This window comes from Marinobacter excellens LAMA 842, from assembly GCF_001574445.1.
Taxonomy (GTDB): domain Bacteria; phylum Pseudomonadota; class Gammaproteobacteria; order Pseudomonadales; family Oleiphilaceae; genus Marinobacter; species Marinobacter shengliensis.
Window position 1 is genome coordinate 1 of the sequence record NZ_LOCO01000035.1, and the last position, 15,512, is coordinate 15,512.

A 15,512-nucleotide genomic window follows, 5' to 3' on the forward strand; every position below is an offset into this window, starting at 1 on the left:
CGTGTCGTTGGCAAGGGCGATAAATTCGTAGACTGGACTTGGGCTACGCATTACCTGTCGGATGTACCTACGTTCGAGGAATTTATATTGCGTTTGCGTGACCCCCGTTACCTCCGTGAGGTAAAGAGATATGCGCATTTCCGGGATCAGATGGACTGGATCTCGATCCCTGGACGGGGGGGGGGGGGATGGATTTTATTGGCCGTTTCGAATCGCTGGATGCAGATTTTCAGAATGTTTGCGATCGATTGGGGCTAAGGGATCTATCGCTCCCTCAGTTGCGGGCAGGCACGGGCCAGGATTACCGCAAAGCCTTTACGGCTGAAATGGTCGATATCGTTGGCGATATATATCAGCGGGATATTCGTGCGTTAGGTTACGACTTTTAATATTTTGACTGAGGTTTACTTGAAGAAAAGTACGGTGCTTTATATCACCCGCAATGGAATGCTGGAGCCCCTCGGCCAAAGCCAGGTTCTCTCCTACCTAAAAGGTTTATCAAAAAACCACCAAGTCTCTCTGATTAGTTTCGAGAAGCCAGAGGATCGCGCAGACCAGCAAGCTTTCGGCAGCGTGCAGAACGATTGCGAAAGGCATGGAATCCGTTGGCTCCCGCAGAAATTCCGCTATCGCCCCAAGGTGATTGCTCCTGCCTGGAGTATGATTGTTTTTCTGTTCTTGTGCCTTCGGGAAGTTCGTAAGGGCAACGCCGAACTGATTCACGCGCGCTCCTACATTCCCGCTGCTGTTGCCTTGCTTGTTAATAAGCTGACCGGTACACCCTTCATCTTCGATATGAGGGCGCTGTGGCCAGAGGAATTGATCACTGCTGGTCGCTTGAAGCGAGGCTCGCTCATGCACAAAGCGATTGCTTGGGTTGAGCGTTCCTGTTTGAAGAACGCAGCGGCGGTGGTTTCGCTAACGCATGCAGCTGTTGGCTATCTTCAGGAAACCTACCCTGACGAGCTGAAAGGCCAGGTTATAAGGGTGATTCCTACCTGTGCTGATTTAGATCGTTTCGTTCCCGCCAGCACAGATGGAGGTGGCGCAGCTACTTACAGCTGTGTTGGAACCGTGTTGAGCGGCTGGTTCCACTTGGATTGGCTGGCTGAGTTTTTTCAGCAGGTTGCCGCCCAGGACCCCGAAGCCTGCTTTGAAGTTATTACCCGTGATGCATCCGACGAAGTGCGGTTGCGCTTGGGGGGCAATGAAGACTTCCAGCAGCGCCTTCGTGTGTTCGGCCTTCCTCCACAGCAGGTGCATTCAGCCGTTCAGGGCCATACGGTTTCAGCAATGTTTTTTAGCCAGGGATTGAGCAAGCTTGGGAGCTCGCCTACCCGTATGGGCGAGATTCTGGGTTGTGGATTGCCGGTCGTTGCGAACTCCGGAGTAGGTGACGTGGCGCGCACTATTGAGCACTACAACGTGGGTGTATTGGTTGAGGATGGCTCTTCTGAATCCATGAAGTTGGGACTTCAGCGGTTGAATGAGCTTAGGAAAGACCCTGAGCTTGCGCAGCGGTGCCGCATGGCTGCTGAGGAAGTGTTCTCTCTTGAGGCGGGTATTGAGGCCTACCGAGAGCTTTACCGGGATATTCTAAAATGAAGGTACTTCTGTTATCGAAGTACCCACGCATGGGGGCCAGTTCCCGGTTGCGCTCTCTGCAATACCTTCCTGCTTTGGGAGGCGAGGGTATTGAGGTTACGGTCAGTAGTTTGTTTGATGACGAATACCTCACAGAACTCTACGCGAGAGGGCGACGCTCGAAGTCGCGCTCTCTAATGTCGTACTTGAAGCGGTTTTTCGTTTTGCTGACGGTCTTTCGGTATGACGTGTTGTGGGTTGAGTATGAAGTATTTCCTTATCTCCCAGCCTTTGCTGAGCGACTGCTGAGATTGCTAGGCAAGCCCTACGTTGTTGATTACGATGATGCGGTTTTCCATAACTATGACCGTTCTGGGAGCTGGCTAATTAGGGCATTTCTGGGAAAGAAAATTGATGCGGTGATGCGCAATGCTGCCTGTGTCGTTGCGGGTAACGAATATCTTGCTTTACGCGCACGAAAGGCCGGTGCGCGTCGTATTGAACGAATTCCCACCGTGGTAGATCGCGAGCGTTATCAGAGTGTGAAGCCTGACCAAAGAAAGAAGCCGGTAATTGGCTGGATTGGTTCACCCTCCACCCAGCGTTATATCGTCGATATTCGAGATGCTCTGAAGAGGGTCTGTGATGAAACGGGGGCTTGTTTGCTTCTGGTTGGAGCTACAGACAGTGTGCGGGAGCAATTGCCAGGGATTCCGGTAGATGTTGTGCGGTGGACTGAAGAATCCGAAGCAGCCCTCGTTGCCCAGATGAATGTCGGCATGATGCCACTTGAAGATGGCCCGTGGGAAAAGGGTAAATGTGGTTACAAGTTGATTCAGTATATGGCCTGTGGTGTTCCCGTGGTGGCTTCGCCGGTTGGGGTAAATGTCGAGATTGTGAATGAAAACCATTGTGGCCAACTGGCTGAATCGGTAACTGAATGGGCTGAGGCTTTGACAGGAATTCTGAGGTCCAGGCCGCGGCAGTCCGAGCTTGGTATGGCTGGCCGGAAAGCCGTGGAGCAGAAATATTCTCTGCAGGTACAGGCTCCGGTGTTGGCCGGTATTCTCCGCAGAGCCGCGCAGCGGGGTAATTCCTGAATTATGTGCGGGATTACTGGGATTTTCAGGGGCGTTCCTGGCAGCCAACCTCTCAAGCCGGCGCTGGAACAGATGGCCGATGCTATTACCCATCGCGGTCCGGACGATTCGGGAGCTTGGGAAGAGCCTTCGGTTGGTCTTGGGTTGGGGCATCGGCGCCTTTCGATTGTGGATTTATCGCCCGCAGGTCATCAGCCCATGCTTTCGGATTGTGGGCGCTTTGTGGTGGTGTTTAACGGAGAGATCTACAACCACAATGCGCTTCGCCGGGAACTGAAATCTTCCGGCAAGGCATCCACAGGCTGGAAAGGACACTCAGACACCGAAACGTTGCTTTGTGCGTTCACTGTATGGGGTGTTGAGAAAACCCTTGAAATGGCAACCGGTATGTTTGCCATTGCCTTGTGGGATCGCGAAGAGCAAGCGCTTACCTTGGCTCGGGATCGATTCGGGGAAAAGCCTCTCTATTATGGCTTGGTGGCGGGTGACCTGGTATTTGGTTCTGAGCTTAAAGCGCTTCAGCGGGCACCAGGATGGAGGGGAGAGGTCGAGCCCAGTGTGTTAGAGAACTACCTCCGCTATGGTTGCGTTAGCGGGCAGGAGAGCATCTTCAAGGATGTGTTCAAGCTTCCGGCAGGCTGTTTACTGAAAGTTTCGGTTTCGGATGCCCGTAACGGGGTGCTGCCTGGGGTAGTGCAGTGGTGGCCTCCCGTTGAGGCGGCGCGCACTGCGCTGGAGGGCCGCAACAATAATCCTGAATTGGCACTGGCCAACGTCGAGCAGGCGCTGGTTGCCTCGGTTCGCCAGCAGATGGCGGCGGATGTGCCACTTGGTGCCTTTCTTTCCGGTGGTGTAGACAGCTCGCTCATTGTGGCGCTGATGCAAAGCCAGAGCAGCCAAAAGATCCGAACCTTTTCAGTTGGATTTGATGACCCTCGGTATGATGAGTCTGAGCATGCGGCTGCGGTTGCGGCCCATCTTGGAACGGAGCATACAACTCTCCGGGCTACTTCGGAGATGGCATTGGACCTCGTTCCAAAGTTGCCTGAGTTATACGATGAACCGTTTGCTGATTCATCCCAGTTACCCACCTGCCTGATATCCTCGCTTACCCGGCAGCATGTGACGGTTGCCTTGAGTGGCGATGCCGGCGATGAGCTGTTTGGTGGCTATAACCGTTATGTCTGGGTTCCCAGAGTTTGGGGCAAACTGAGCCGAATGCCTCTGCCAATGCGGCAAGCGCTGGGGCGCATGCTTAAACTTGTGCCTTCGGCTGGATACGATCGTTTGATGTACCTAGGTAGCAAGGTTTTACCCTCCAGGTATCAGATTCGTACCTTTGGCGAAAAGCTCTATAAGTTGGCAGATGTGCTAGCTTGCAGCTCGGACCGGGCTCTTTATGGTGGCCTGGCCTCGATGAATCGCCACCCTGAACAGTTACTACGGCCTGACTATCGATCTGGAAATCCCGTCGAGGATTTGTATCCTGCCCTCGCAGGATTTGATCAGGTGGAATGGATGATGTTGATGGATACGCTCAACTTCATGGTGGACGACGTGCTGTTGAAAGTGGATCGTGCCAGCATGGCCAGCAGCCTTGAGGTCAGAGCGCCATTCCTTGATCCGGCCGTTTTTGCAGCGGCCTGGCAGTTGCCACTGGATATGCGGGTACGTAATGGTGAGGGCAAGTGGGCTTTGCGCCAGATACTCTATCGCCATGTGCCGCGGGAGCTGATTGAGCGGCCCAAGATGGGGTTTGCGATTCCGCTGGATGACTGGTTGCGCGGGCCCTTGAGGGAATGGGCGGAGGATTTACTGGCCGAAAGTAATATAAATCAGGTGCCGCAACTCGACGCTGGCGCTGTTAAAAAAATGTGGTCCGCTCATGTGGCTAACGAAGGTCACTTTGCACAGCAGTTATGGATTGTTCTCCAGCTTTTAGCGTGGTTCCGGCACTGGGGGCTTGGCAATTGACAGACCTGAATTGGGTAATGTCATCTGGGTTTGCGGGAATGCGTTTTTACGACCTCCCCAACTTTTTTATCTGTGTGCTCTTCGTTTTGTTTGGCTGTAAAGCCTTTCGTATTAAACCTGCTGTGCAGCTGGTTTTGCTATTGCATTGTCTGGTGCCCTTTTTCTTGAACGAGTTTTTGTTTCCTACGGGTTATCTGGGGGATCAGTTCCGGTACTGGCGGCAGTTCAATGCAATTCGTGCAGGCGAATTGCCGCTGCTGGAGTCTCTATTATATGGAGGTAACGTAGAGCAGGCAGCGGCGCTGTTTGCGTTAATGCCTATGCCTCTGGCGGTATCGCCTATCAGTCTGGGTTTTTTTAACACACTGTTTTGGACGGCTCTGTTTTTCTGGCTGTATAACAAGCGGGTGTTCATGCCCGTTTCTATGTGGTTTTTCCTTCTTTACCCTAGTATGGCGCTGTATACGGGCCTTTCGCTGCGAGACACCTTCATTTTCGTGTTTATGGTGATGGCGGTGCAGTTCGCTCGGGAGGGGCGGTGGTTGCCGATGTTGGCGGTGTTCGTGCCCTTGTACGCGATCAAGTTCCAGAACTTTTTTATTCTGGCGCCCATCCTGGTGGTTTATCTGCTGTTTGGTATTCGCCACACCGGTGTGTCGGTTGGGCGGGGCATTTTGACCATGGTGGTGGGGTTGGTTGCCCTTGTGGCGGTTTCGCCCGTGGCGCTGCCACTAATAAATCTGTTCCGGTCTGCAATGTATAGGGAAGATGGCGGCGATCGAGATCAGCTAAAGCTGATTGAGGGCCCCGGGGAGTTTGTGGCTGAGGGGCTGACCAGTGGGGTGTATTTCCTGCTGAAGCCATTCCCCTGGGAGGCGGCCGGCTTGCTGCAGCTTATTCAGGCGGCAGAGAACCTGGTGGTGTTCGGCCTATTGGTGTTGATTGTTCGCGCCGCCTGGCGCCGGGTACCAAAGAAACTGATTTTCTGGCTGTTGTTTATGGCCTTTGCCTTGTCCATTTATGGCCTGGTGGTGTTCAACTACGGCACGGCAGCCCGTTATCGTTATCCGTTCATTGTTATTTTCGTGCTGTTTGTGTGTGCAGACTGCCACGTTCGCTCTGTGTTCAAACCTTTCGCTCCGGCCCATTGGCGGGTTGGCCGCAGGCGTGTGCCTTCGGGTGGTGATTCCTCCTTATCTTGAGTTCTTGATTTGTCCTCTACCGTTGTTCTTACCTCTAATACGTCCTGGTATTTGTACAATTTCCGTCGCAGCACCATTACTGCCCTGGTTCAGCAAGGGTGGCGAGTGCTGTGTATCTCGCCGCTGGATGATTACAGCGCGCGCCTGGTGAACGAGTTGGGGGCGCAGCATATTGCGTTGCCGCTGGAAGGTAAAAGCATTGGGCCATTGCGGGAGTTGCGCAGCCTGGTGTTTATTCACCGCTCTTTGCGCCGGCTGGCACCGGCTTATGTATTCAACTTTACCGTGAAGATGAACATATACGGGGGGCTGGTGTGCGCCCTGCGGGGTATTCCGTTCGCGAACAATATCTCGGGCCTGGGTACGGCGTTTATCCATGACTCCTGGTTATTCCGCCGGGTACGGCAGGTGTATGGCCTGGTGAACCGTCGGGCCCAGCGGTTGTTTTTCCAGAATGAGGAAGATCTGGCCGTGTTCCGCAACGCGGGCTTGTTGGGGGATACGCCCGTAACCTTGCTGCCGGGCTCGGGCGTGGACCTTCAGCGCTTCGCATTTTCACCCTTGCCTGAGGCCCCTCCGGTCACGTTTTTAATGATTGCCCGCTTGCTGGGGGATAAAGGCGTGCGGGAATACGCCGAAGCCGCTGGGTTGCTTAAAGCCCGCGGCATGCCCGCCCGCTGTTGGTTGCTGGGCCAGTTGGGGGCGAGTAACCGAACGGCCATTACCCGGGAAGAAGTTGAACAGTGGCAGAAGGCCGGTGTGCTGGACTATCTGGGTGAAACGGATGATGTGCGGCCCTTTATAGCGCAGGCCCATGTGTTAGTGTTGCCCTCTTATCGCGAAGGCATGCCCCGCACCGTTCTGGAAGCCGCCGCCATGGGCCGCCCGGCCATCGTGACAGATGTGCCAGGTTGCCGCCATGCCATAGAGCCGGAAGTGACCGGTTGGTTGTGTGAGGTACGCAGTGCTCAGTCTCTGGCGCAGCAGATGATACGGGTGGTAGCTATGGATGTAGAGGAACGCCAGAAAGCCGGCAATGCAGCCCGGCAGAGGATGGAAGCGCAGTTTAGTGAGGATGTGGTGGTTAAGGCTTACCTGGATTGCTTGCCCCGTCAGTCCTGACCGCTACAAAGAGGGCTTGCCCCTTGGGATGGTAATCCCCCCGGAAATCGCTGTTATTGGACTCGGGTACCCGGGCCCGCCTCTCTCCGTTGCTTTTTTGGGGGGTGCGCTGAGCCGGAGCAGGGCAAATAGGTTCGGTGGTGTTGGCGGCGCCTCATAACGAAAGTGTGGCGATTTCAGCGGCTGTGATTGACGCTGGCACTATGCCGCCCGTAAAACCTCGTTAAATGATTTAAAGTTGGATTTGTATACCGGCAAATTTTATATAGACTCTTTATCGTATAGTCACAGGTGTTTTTTTCTTTACTATCACTGTGTTTTCATCATCCCCAATTCGGATTTTTAATGGGTATTCACATGGAAGCGGCAAGCTCCACGGGCCTGATGGCAGGTCTTTTCGCTCTGATCTCCCTCTGGTTTCTCCGCCCTGTGGCCTATTGGGTGCAGTTGCTGGATGCCCCTGATCACCGCAAGCACCATAAGGGCGTTGTGCCGCTGATTGGCGGATTGAGTGCGTTTATTGGTTTGTGCGTGGCCTGGTTGATTGGCATGCCGCTGGTCAGCGAGCATGGGCTGTTTTTGCTGTGCGCAACGGTGCTTGTGGTGGTGGGTGCGGTAGACGATGCTCGTGACTTGCCCGCCAAGTTCCGTCTGGCGGTGCAGGTTGGGCTGGGAGCCCTCCTGGTGTATGGCTCCGGGGTGTCGCTTACGGCATTTGGTGACTTGTTTAATCTGGGCGTTATTGACCTGGGTTTTTTGGGGCCTCTGGTAACCATTGCTGCAGTGATTGGGGCCACCAATGCATTCAATATGGTGGACGGCATTGATGGCTTGGCGGGCAGTCTGTCTCTGGTGACGCTGCTTTCTTTGATTGTGTTGTTCGCTTTTGCGCCAGAGGCAGGTCCAGCACTGGCTCTGGCGGTTGGAATTGCGTGCGCGCTGCTTCCTTACTTGATGGCGAACCTGCGCATTCCACCGTTCCGCTACAGGGTTTTCATGGGCGACGCGGGCTCTATGTTCATCGGTTTTTCAGTGGTATGGTTGCTGGTGAACGCAACGCAGCCAGAGCAGGCAGGTATGCGCCCGGTTACAGCCTTGTGGATCATCGCCATTCCGCTGATCGATATGGTGGCGATTATGGTGCGCCGTGCTCGCAAAGGGCAGTCTTTGATGAAGCCAGACAGAGAGCACCTGCACCACATTTTCATGCGCGCCGGTTTTTCTGACCGCGAAGCCTTACTGATGATTACGTTGATAGCTCTGGTTTGCGCAGGGATTGGCTTGGCGGGGGAGTTTTTCAATGTGCCCGAGTGGGTAATGTTTACGACATTTTTGGGTGTGTTTGCGCTTTATGATTGGTCTTTGAGCCATGTTTGGCGGTTGTTGGTTTTGTTCAGGAAGAAGGTTACTCATCAGCACTAGGTTTTTTGGTTGCTCCAGTCCGGATCGATCAACTCTACTCTTCAAATCCCTGACACAGTCTTTACTCCCGGTAACTGAATTCCCCTCCCAATTGGCGCAAAATTTTTCCGGTTTATCAACAGCATTCTGTATGAAAGGGTTGGTCTTGCCAGTCTCCCGACTGTGGTGGTCTGAATGCCGATTGCCGGATTACTCCGATTCACCTGGTTTTTATGTGAGTCATCACGCATGCGAAATCAGGTTGCCAGATTCACTATGCCGCTGCAGGTAATGAGTTTGTTGAACAACCCCAATCTATTGAATGTTGGAATTCGAGCGTTAACTTTGGCCATTCGGTTCGTGCTGATTTTCATTCTGGCCGTTTATCTTCCCCCCTCAGAAGTGGGGCTGTATGGGCTGATTGTGGTTACGGTCAGCTATGCGTTGTATTTCGTGGGGTTTGACTTTTATACCTTTAGCACCAGAGATCTGCTCGGTCGGCCAAAAGCTGAGTGGGGTCGTTTATTGGTGTCGCAGGGGGTGTTTTTCGGGGCCCTCTATGCGCTGGTTTTGCCTGTCTCCCTGTTGCTGTTTGTGTTTGGCCTGCTTCCCTGGTGGGTTGCTGGTTGGGTTCTATTGCTGATTGTCTCAGAACACCTGGCCCAGGAAATATCACGCCTTGCCATTGCGATGGGGCGCCCGCTTTTTGCTTCTGTGATGGTGTTTTTCAGGCAGGGCATATGGTCTCTGGCCTTTGTTCTCTGCATGATTTTTTTCGAGTCTTACCGGTCGCTTGAGTTGTTGTTGCTGTTTTGGGCCACTGGTTCGGCGCTCAGTGTTTTGATGGGCGGATTTCTTCTGCGATCAATAGAATGGCGTAAAAGTAACCTCTCGATAGATCTTGCCTGGGTGAAGCGCGGTGTGCTGGTTGCTTTTCCCTTGCTGATGGCAACCCTTGCTCTGCGCGGGATTATGACAATAGACCGCTACGCGTTTGAGGCGCTGAATGGCCCCGACTTGTTGGGGGTGTACAGTCTTTTTATGGGCATGGCCGGCACGGTTCTGACGTTTATGGACGCCGGGGTGTTCGCCTTTCTCTACCCCAGAATGATTGCTGCGCACAATAGCGGCGATCAAGCCGGTTTTTTGGTTGCAAGAGCGACCCTCAGGAAGCATACGCTGATCTGGTCTTTGGTATTGGTGGCGGGCGGTGCGCTGGTGGGGCCCTTTCTGTTTATGCTTTTACCTAACCCGATCTACTTTGATCATTGGCCTTTGTTTGTCGGGATACTGATTGCAATGGGGATTTTCGTAGTGGGGATGGTTCCACATTACAACCTTTATGCGGTGTCTCGCGATAAGCCAATCATTGTGGCTCATTTTACCGGCCTTTTGGTGTTTTTGATGCTGGTGTTTCTATTCGGTGCGTTCAGTCCCGTGTGGGCTGTGATACTGGCTTTCGGAGGCGCGTCGTTGGCAATCGGAATAATTAAACAGGTTTCATGCGCGCGGGTGTTCCGGGCCATTGGAATCACTCATACTCTACGTTGAACTACTGAGGATATTGAGGGCTTATGTTGCAAGGTAAAACCATCCTGGTCACTGGTGGCACTGGGTCTTTTGGCCACAAATTCATTCCAATGACCCTGGAAAAGTACAACCCCAAGAAAATCATTGTCTTTTCCCGGGATGAAATGAAACAGTGGGAGATGGCCAAGCTGTTTCAGGGCGATGACCGCCTGCGCTTCTTCATTGGCGATGTGCGCGACAGAGACCGCCTATACCGGGCGTTGGATGGTGTGGATTACGTGGTGCACGCTGCGGCCACCAAAATTGTACCCACGGCCGAGTACAACCCGTTCGAATGCGTAAAAACCAACATCCACGGTGCCATGAACCTGATCGATGCCGCCATTGATAAAGGCATTAAAGGCGTGGTTGCCCTTTCTACCGATAAAGCCAGCAGCCCCATCAACCTTTACGGTGCCACCAAGCTGGCGTCCGACAAGCTGTTTGTGGCTGGCAACTCCTACGCCGGTGGCCACCAAACCAAGTTCTCAGTCGTTCGGTACGGCAACGTGATGGGCTCCCGGGGCTCGGTTATCCCGTTCTTTATGTCTATCAAAGAGAATGGCGTGCTGCCGATCACAGACCCGCGCATGACTCGGTTCATGATCAGCCTGGAGCAAGGTGTGGAGCTGGTATGGCATGCTTTTGAGGACATGGTGGGTGGCGAGATCTATGTGAAGAAGATTCCTTCGATGAAGGTGACCGATCTGGCTCGCGTTGTGGCACCAGAAGCCAAGCAGGAAGTGGTGGGGATCCGCCCGGGTGAAAAACTGCATGAGCAGATGATTGGCGCCGAGGATTCATACTTCACCTACGAGTACCCCGAGCACTTCAAGATTCTGCCCAACATCAATGACTGGGGAACCTGTAAAGATCGCATCAAAGATGGCAAGCCGGTGCCCGAGGGCTTTGTGTACGCCAGCGATAACAACACCGAATGGATGAAGGACGAAGAACTGCAAGCCTGGATCGACCGCCACAACAGCGAAATTGGCAAGATCTGACCATGATTCCCTACGGTAAGCAGGACATTAACCAGGCAGATATCGATGCGGTACTGGATGTGCTGAAGTCAGACTTCCTGACTCAGGGCCCGATGGTGCCTAAATTTGAACAGGCCGTGGCAAACCATGTGGGAGCTAACCATGCCTTGGCAGGGAACAGCGCCACCTCTGCTTTGCACATTGCCTGCCTGGCATTGGGCCTGGGGGAGGGCGACTGGTTATGGACCACGCCTGTTACCTTTGTGGCCTCCGCAAACTGCGGGTTGTATTGCGGTGCCAGGGTAGATTTTGTGGATATCGACCCACAAACTTACAACCTGTGCCCGGTTGCGTTGAAGAAAAAACTTGAGCAGGCAAAGCAGGAAGGCCGTTTGCCAAAAGTGGTGGTAGCGGTTCACTTGTGTGGCCAGCCGTGTAATATGGAAGCGATTGGCGCCCTTGCAAAGGAGTATGGCTTCAGATTGATTGAAGACGCATCCCATGCGATTGGCGGCAAATATCAGGACGAGTTCATCGGCAACTGCCGTTACAGCGATATCACTGTGTTCAGCTTCCACCCGGTCAAGATTGTGACGACGGCCGAGGGCGGTATGGCGGTAACCAACGATGCTAAGTTAGCGGAAAAGATGAACCTGTTGCGCAGCCACGGCATTACCCGAGACCCAGCCTTGATGACCCATGAACCTGACGGGCCCTGGTATTATCAGCAAGTGGATCTGGGCTTCAATTACCGGATGACCGAATTGCAGGCGGCGCTGGGTGTAAGCCAGATGCAACGGCTGGATGCCTTTGTGGCCCGCAGGCACGAGTTGGCAGAACGGTATAACCAGCTGCTGGCGGATTTTCCTATCGTGCTGCCCTGGCAGCACCCGGACAGCTATTCCGGCCTGCACCTTTACGTTATTCGCCTGAAGCTGGACAGTATTTCCAGAACTCATAGAGAGGTGTTTGAATCTTTACGGGCACAGGGCATAGGCGTAAACCTGCATTACATTCCGGTGCACACGCAGCCTTTCTATACAGCGATGGGGTTTCAGGCTGACGACTTCCCCCAATCCATGGCCTACTACCGGGAGGCTATCAGCCTGCCGATGTTCCAGGGCCTGACCGATGACCAGCAGAGTGAAGTGGTTGCGGCGCTCCGCAAGGCACTGGCAGAGGTGTGAGGATGAGCACGGTTGCCATTATCCCCGCCCGTGGGGGCAGTAAGCGCATTCCACGTAAAAACATCAAAGAGTTCTGCGGTAAGCCGATGATTGCTTGGCCCATTGAGGCCGCGCTGGAAAGCGAGTGTTTTGACCGGGTTATCGTTTCTACGGATGACGAAGAAATTGCTGCGGTTGCACGGCAATGGGGGGCTGAAACCCCCTTCATGCGCCCGGCCCAACTCTCGGACGACTACACCGGAACCATACCCGTTATCCGGCATGCGGTTGAATGGTTGGACGATAATGGTACTCCGGTATCAGCGGCATGTTGCCTGTACGCTACGGCTCCTTTCGTCTCTCCTGAAGATTTGATACGTGGCCGCGACTTACTCTATGGCGAAGGGTGTAATTATGCTTTTTCGGTAACAAGTTACGCGTTCCCGATTCAGCGGGCGCTGCGGATAACCGCGGCTGGACGTGTGGCTATGTTCAACCCGGAACACTTCCAGACCCGGTCTCAGGATCTGGAGGAGGCTTGGCATGATGCCGGTCAGTTTTATTGGGGTACTGCGCAGGCCTGGCAAGGTGAACTGGGGATATTCTCGGAACACGCAGTTCCGGTAAGGCTACCGAGGCATCGGGTACAGGATATAGATACCCTTGAGGATTGGGCGCGTGCAGAGTGGCTGTTTAGGGCGATGCAGGCGCAGGGAGCAGAATAATGCGTGTTGCTTTCCGGGCTGATGCCTCAATTCAGATAGGCACTGGCCATGTGATGAGATGCCTCACGCTGGCCGATGCACTGAGGCTTAGGGGCCACACCTGTACTTTTGTTTGCCGGGACCACCCCGGCAACCTCGTAGAATTGATCGCGCAAAAGGGATTTGAGGTGCGATCGCTGAGCCTGCCAGTGCCTGTTGTGCCGGACCTGAAAGATGATGCTCCGCTGGCACATGCTGACTGGTTGGGCGTTTCCTGGCAGCAAGATGCCGAGCAGACTATGGGGGTTCTGGCTGGCGAACACTTTGAGTGGTTGGTGGTTGATCACTACGCATTGGATGTTCGCTGGGAACGATGGGTTGCATCTATTGCCAACCAGGTGATGGCTATTGATGACCTGGCAGACAGGCCGCATGGCTGTCATCTACTTCTCGACCAGAATCTTGGCCGGCAATCCGGGGACTACGCTCATTGGGTGCCGGAGGGATGTCTCAGCCTGATCGGTCCTCGCTATGCGTTATTGAGGCCTGAATTCGCTGAACTCCGGGCACAAAGTCTGGAACGCCGGCAGGGATTCTCGCTGAAGCGTATTCTGGTCACCTTAGGTGGTGTTGACCGCGATAATATTACTGGTCAAGTGTTGGAAGCGTTAGCTCAAAGCCGGCTGCCGAATGAAGCGGTGCTGGACGTTGTCATGGGGGCGTCTGCTCCCGCCTTGGATGCTGTTCGCAAACAGGTGGAAACGTTGCCATTCAGGGTTTCTGTGAGCGTGAATGTGACGGATATGGCTGAGCGAATGTGTCTGGCAGATCTTTGCATCGGCGCGGCGGGAAGCACCTCTTGGGAACGTTGTTGCCTGGGGTTGCCTACGATATTGGTGGTTCTGGCAGGCAATCAGGAGAGTGGTGCCCGCGCCCTTGATGAAGCGGGAGCTGCGCGAGTTATTGGTTGTGCGGATGGGCTTGGAGAATCACTGCCGGACCTAGTGGATAAGCTGTCTCTTTCCGGTGAACTCGTCGATATGGCTGATAAGGCTGCCGCCGTGACGGACGGCACAGGTACAAGCCTGGTTGTTGACGCAATGTTAAGGTTATCCGGAGGTGTTCAGTGACCACAGCCAAACTCCGGCAGATGGAAGCGAATGACCTGGAGATGGTTCTTGGGTGGCGCAACCATCCTGAAGTACGCCGCTATATGTATACGAGGCACGAGATAAGTTTTGACGAGCATATGGCTTGGTTTGATAGAGCGGCCAATAACCCTGCCTTGAACCTGATGATTTATGAGGTTAATGGGCGGGGATTGGGTTTCGTTAATATTGCGCGGGGGCGTTGCGATTCGGTTGCTGACTGGGGGTTCTATCTCGCCCCTGATGCCGCAAAAGGTACGGGCCGGTCTCTGGGCAGGGCTGCTTTAAACTTTGCCTTTGAGGAATTGCATTTGCACAAAGTATGCGGTCAGGCGTTAGGTTTTAACGACAGGTCGATCGCTTTCCATCGCCGGCTGGGTTTTGCGCAGGAAGGTATTCTTAGAGAACAACATTTTGATGGTGCCCATTATCATGACGTGGTGTGTTTTGGGCTATTGAGTCATGAGTGGCGGCAAAAAGTTAAGGAGTGCGCAGAATGAATGACCCTGTAATTTCGATCGCAGGAAGAGAGATTTCCCGTAATCATCCCCCTTATATCATCGCGGAACTTTCAGCTAACCATAATGGCCGATTGGAAACGGCCATGAAGATTATTGAGGAGGCGGCACGGGCTGGTGCAGACGCGGTCAAGCTCCAGACGTATCGTCCCGACACGATCACACTGGATTCGGATGCTGATGATTTTCGCATTAAGGGTGGGCTGTGGGATGGGCGCACCCTTTACGAATTATACGAGGAAGCCCACATGCCTTGGGAGTGGCATAAACCGCTTTTTGATCACGCCAAAAAGCTGGGTATTCCAATTTTCAGTTCGCCATTTGATACGACGGCGGTGGACCTGCTTGAGGATCTTAATGCGCCTGCATACAAAATCGCTTCTTTCGAAGCGGTGGATTTACCGTTGATTCGATATGTCGCCAGCACAGGCAAACCGATGATTATCTCCACCGGTATGGCTGATGCTGAAGAAATTGAAGAGGCAATCGCTGCGGCACGTGAAGGTGGCTGTAAAGAGCTGGCGATCTTGCATTGTGTGAGCGGTTATCCCGCGCCTGCGGAAGATTACAACTTGCGGACCATTCCAGACATGATCGAAAGATTTGGCTTGGTTACTGGGTTGTCGGACCACACGCTGGATAATACTACGGCTATCGCGAGCGTGGTGCTTGGGGCTTCTTTGATTGAGAAGCATTTTACTCTTGACCGAAATGGCGGCGGGCCGGATGACAGTTTCTCGCTTGAGCCTGAAGATCTCTCTGACTTGTGTCGGGATAGCAAGACGGCATGGAAAGCGCTGGGGCAGGTGGATTATGGACGGAAATCCAGCGAACAGGGTAACGCTCAATTTCGGCGGTCTTTGTATTTCGTTGAAGACCTTAAGCAAGGGGATATCGTGCGCGAATCCTCAGTCCGTAGTGTTAGACCGGGTTTTGGAGTCGCGCCCAAGTACCTAGATAAAGTCGTGGGACGGCGAGTCAGATCAAGCGTGGCGAAGAACTCCCCGGTATCATTTGACTTATTGAGTGATTGAACGCTGT

14 protein-coding genes are annotated in these 15,512 nt (G+C 53.7%); all 14 read left to right on the forward strand.

What is annotated here, in order from left to right:
* Positions 1-188 precede the first annotated feature (188 nt).
* On the forward strand, positions 189-389 hold the full coding sequence (locus J122_RS22560; RefSeq protein ID WP_156471790.1) for a hypothetical protein: 201 nt from the start codon (positions 189-191) through the stop codon (positions 387-389).
* A 19-nt stretch (positions 390-408) separates the two neighbouring features.
* A complete protein-coding gene (locus J122_RS19010) occupies positions 409-1,605 on the forward strand; it encodes a glycosyltransferase (RefSeq protein WP_197463890.1) in 1,197 nt (398 codons plus the stop codon).
* A complete protein-coding gene (locus J122_RS19015; protein WP_061333704.1) occupies positions 1,602-2,684 on the forward strand; it encodes a glycosyltransferase family 4 protein in 1,083 nt (360 codons plus the stop codon). The genes J122_RS19010 and J122_RS19015 overlap by 4 nt, the downstream gene beginning before the upstream one ends.
* 3 nt (positions 2,685-2,687) lie before the next feature.
* Complete coding sequence (asnB, locus tag J122_RS19020) at positions 2,688-4,658, forward strand: asparagine synthase (glutamine-hydrolyzing) (protein WP_061333706.1); 1,971 nt, start codon at positions 2,688-2,690, stop codon at positions 4,656-4,658.
* 164 nt (positions 4,659-4,822) lie between these two features.
* A complete protein-coding gene (locus J122_RS19025) occupies positions 4,823-5,860 on the forward strand; it encodes a hypothetical protein (protein WP_197463891.1) in 1,038 nt (345 codons plus the stop codon).
* Between the two features lie 9 nt (positions 5,861-5,869).
* Complete coding sequence (locus tag J122_RS19030) at positions 5,870-6,982, forward strand: glycosyltransferase family 4 protein (RefSeq protein WP_061333710.1); 1,113 nt, start codon at positions 5,870-5,872, stop codon at positions 6,980-6,982.
* A gap of 345 nt (positions 6,983-7,327) precedes the next feature.
* Positions 7,328-8,404, forward strand: coding sequence for a UDP-N-acetylglucosamine--undecaprenyl-phosphate N-acetylglucosaminephosphotransferase (gene wecA, locus J122_RS19035; RefSeq protein ID WP_061333712.1), 1,077 nt, complete (start codon positions 7,328-7,330; stop codon positions 8,402-8,404).
* Between the two features lie 174 nt (positions 8,405-8,578).
* Complete coding sequence (locus tag J122_RS19040; RefSeq protein ID WP_156471791.1) at positions 8,579-9,934, forward strand: lipopolysaccharide biosynthesis protein; 1,356 nt, start codon at positions 8,579-8,581, stop codon at positions 9,932-9,934.
* A gap of 23 nt (positions 9,935-9,957) precedes the next feature.
* On the forward strand, positions 9,958-10,956 hold the full coding sequence (gene pseB / locus J122_RS19045; RefSeq protein WP_061333716.1) for a UDP-N-acetylglucosamine 4,6-dehydratase (inverting): 999 nt from the start codon (positions 9,958-9,960) through the stop codon (positions 10,954-10,956).
* Between the two features lie 2 nt (positions 10,957-10,958).
* A complete protein-coding gene (gene pseC, locus J122_RS19050; protein WP_061333718.1) occupies positions 10,959-12,122 on the forward strand; it encodes a UDP-4-amino-4,6-dideoxy-N-acetyl-beta-L-altrosamine transaminase in 1,164 nt (387 codons plus the stop codon).
* A 2-nt stretch (positions 12,123-12,124) separates the two neighbouring features.
* Entirely contained in the window at positions 12,125-12,826 is a 702-nt protein-coding gene (gene pseF, locus J122_RS19055; RefSeq protein WP_061333720.1) for a pseudaminic acid cytidylyltransferase, read from the forward strand.
* Positions 12,826-13,935: a UDP-2,4-diacetamido-2,4,6-trideoxy-beta-L-altropyranose hydrolase gene (gene pseG, locus J122_RS19060; protein WP_061333722.1), complete on the forward strand. Its 1,110-nt coding sequence runs from the start codon at positions 12,826-12,828 to the stop codon at positions 13,933-13,935. The genes pseF and pseG overlap by 1 nt, the downstream gene beginning before the upstream one ends.
* Complete coding sequence (gene pseH / locus J122_RS19065) at positions 13,932-14,453, forward strand: UDP-4-amino-4,6-dideoxy-N-acetyl-beta-L-altrosamine N-acetyltransferase (RefSeq protein ID WP_227510299.1); 522 nt, start codon at positions 13,932-13,934, stop codon at positions 14,451-14,453. Before pseG ends, pseH begins: the two co-directional genes overlap by 4 nt.
* A complete protein-coding gene (gene pseI, locus J122_RS19070; RefSeq protein ID WP_061333724.1) occupies positions 14,450-15,505 on the forward strand; it encodes a pseudaminic acid synthase in 1,056 nt (351 codons plus the stop codon). The genes pseH and pseI overlap by 4 nt, the downstream gene beginning before the upstream one ends.
* The last annotated feature ends 7 nt before the right edge of the window (positions 15,506-15,512 follow it).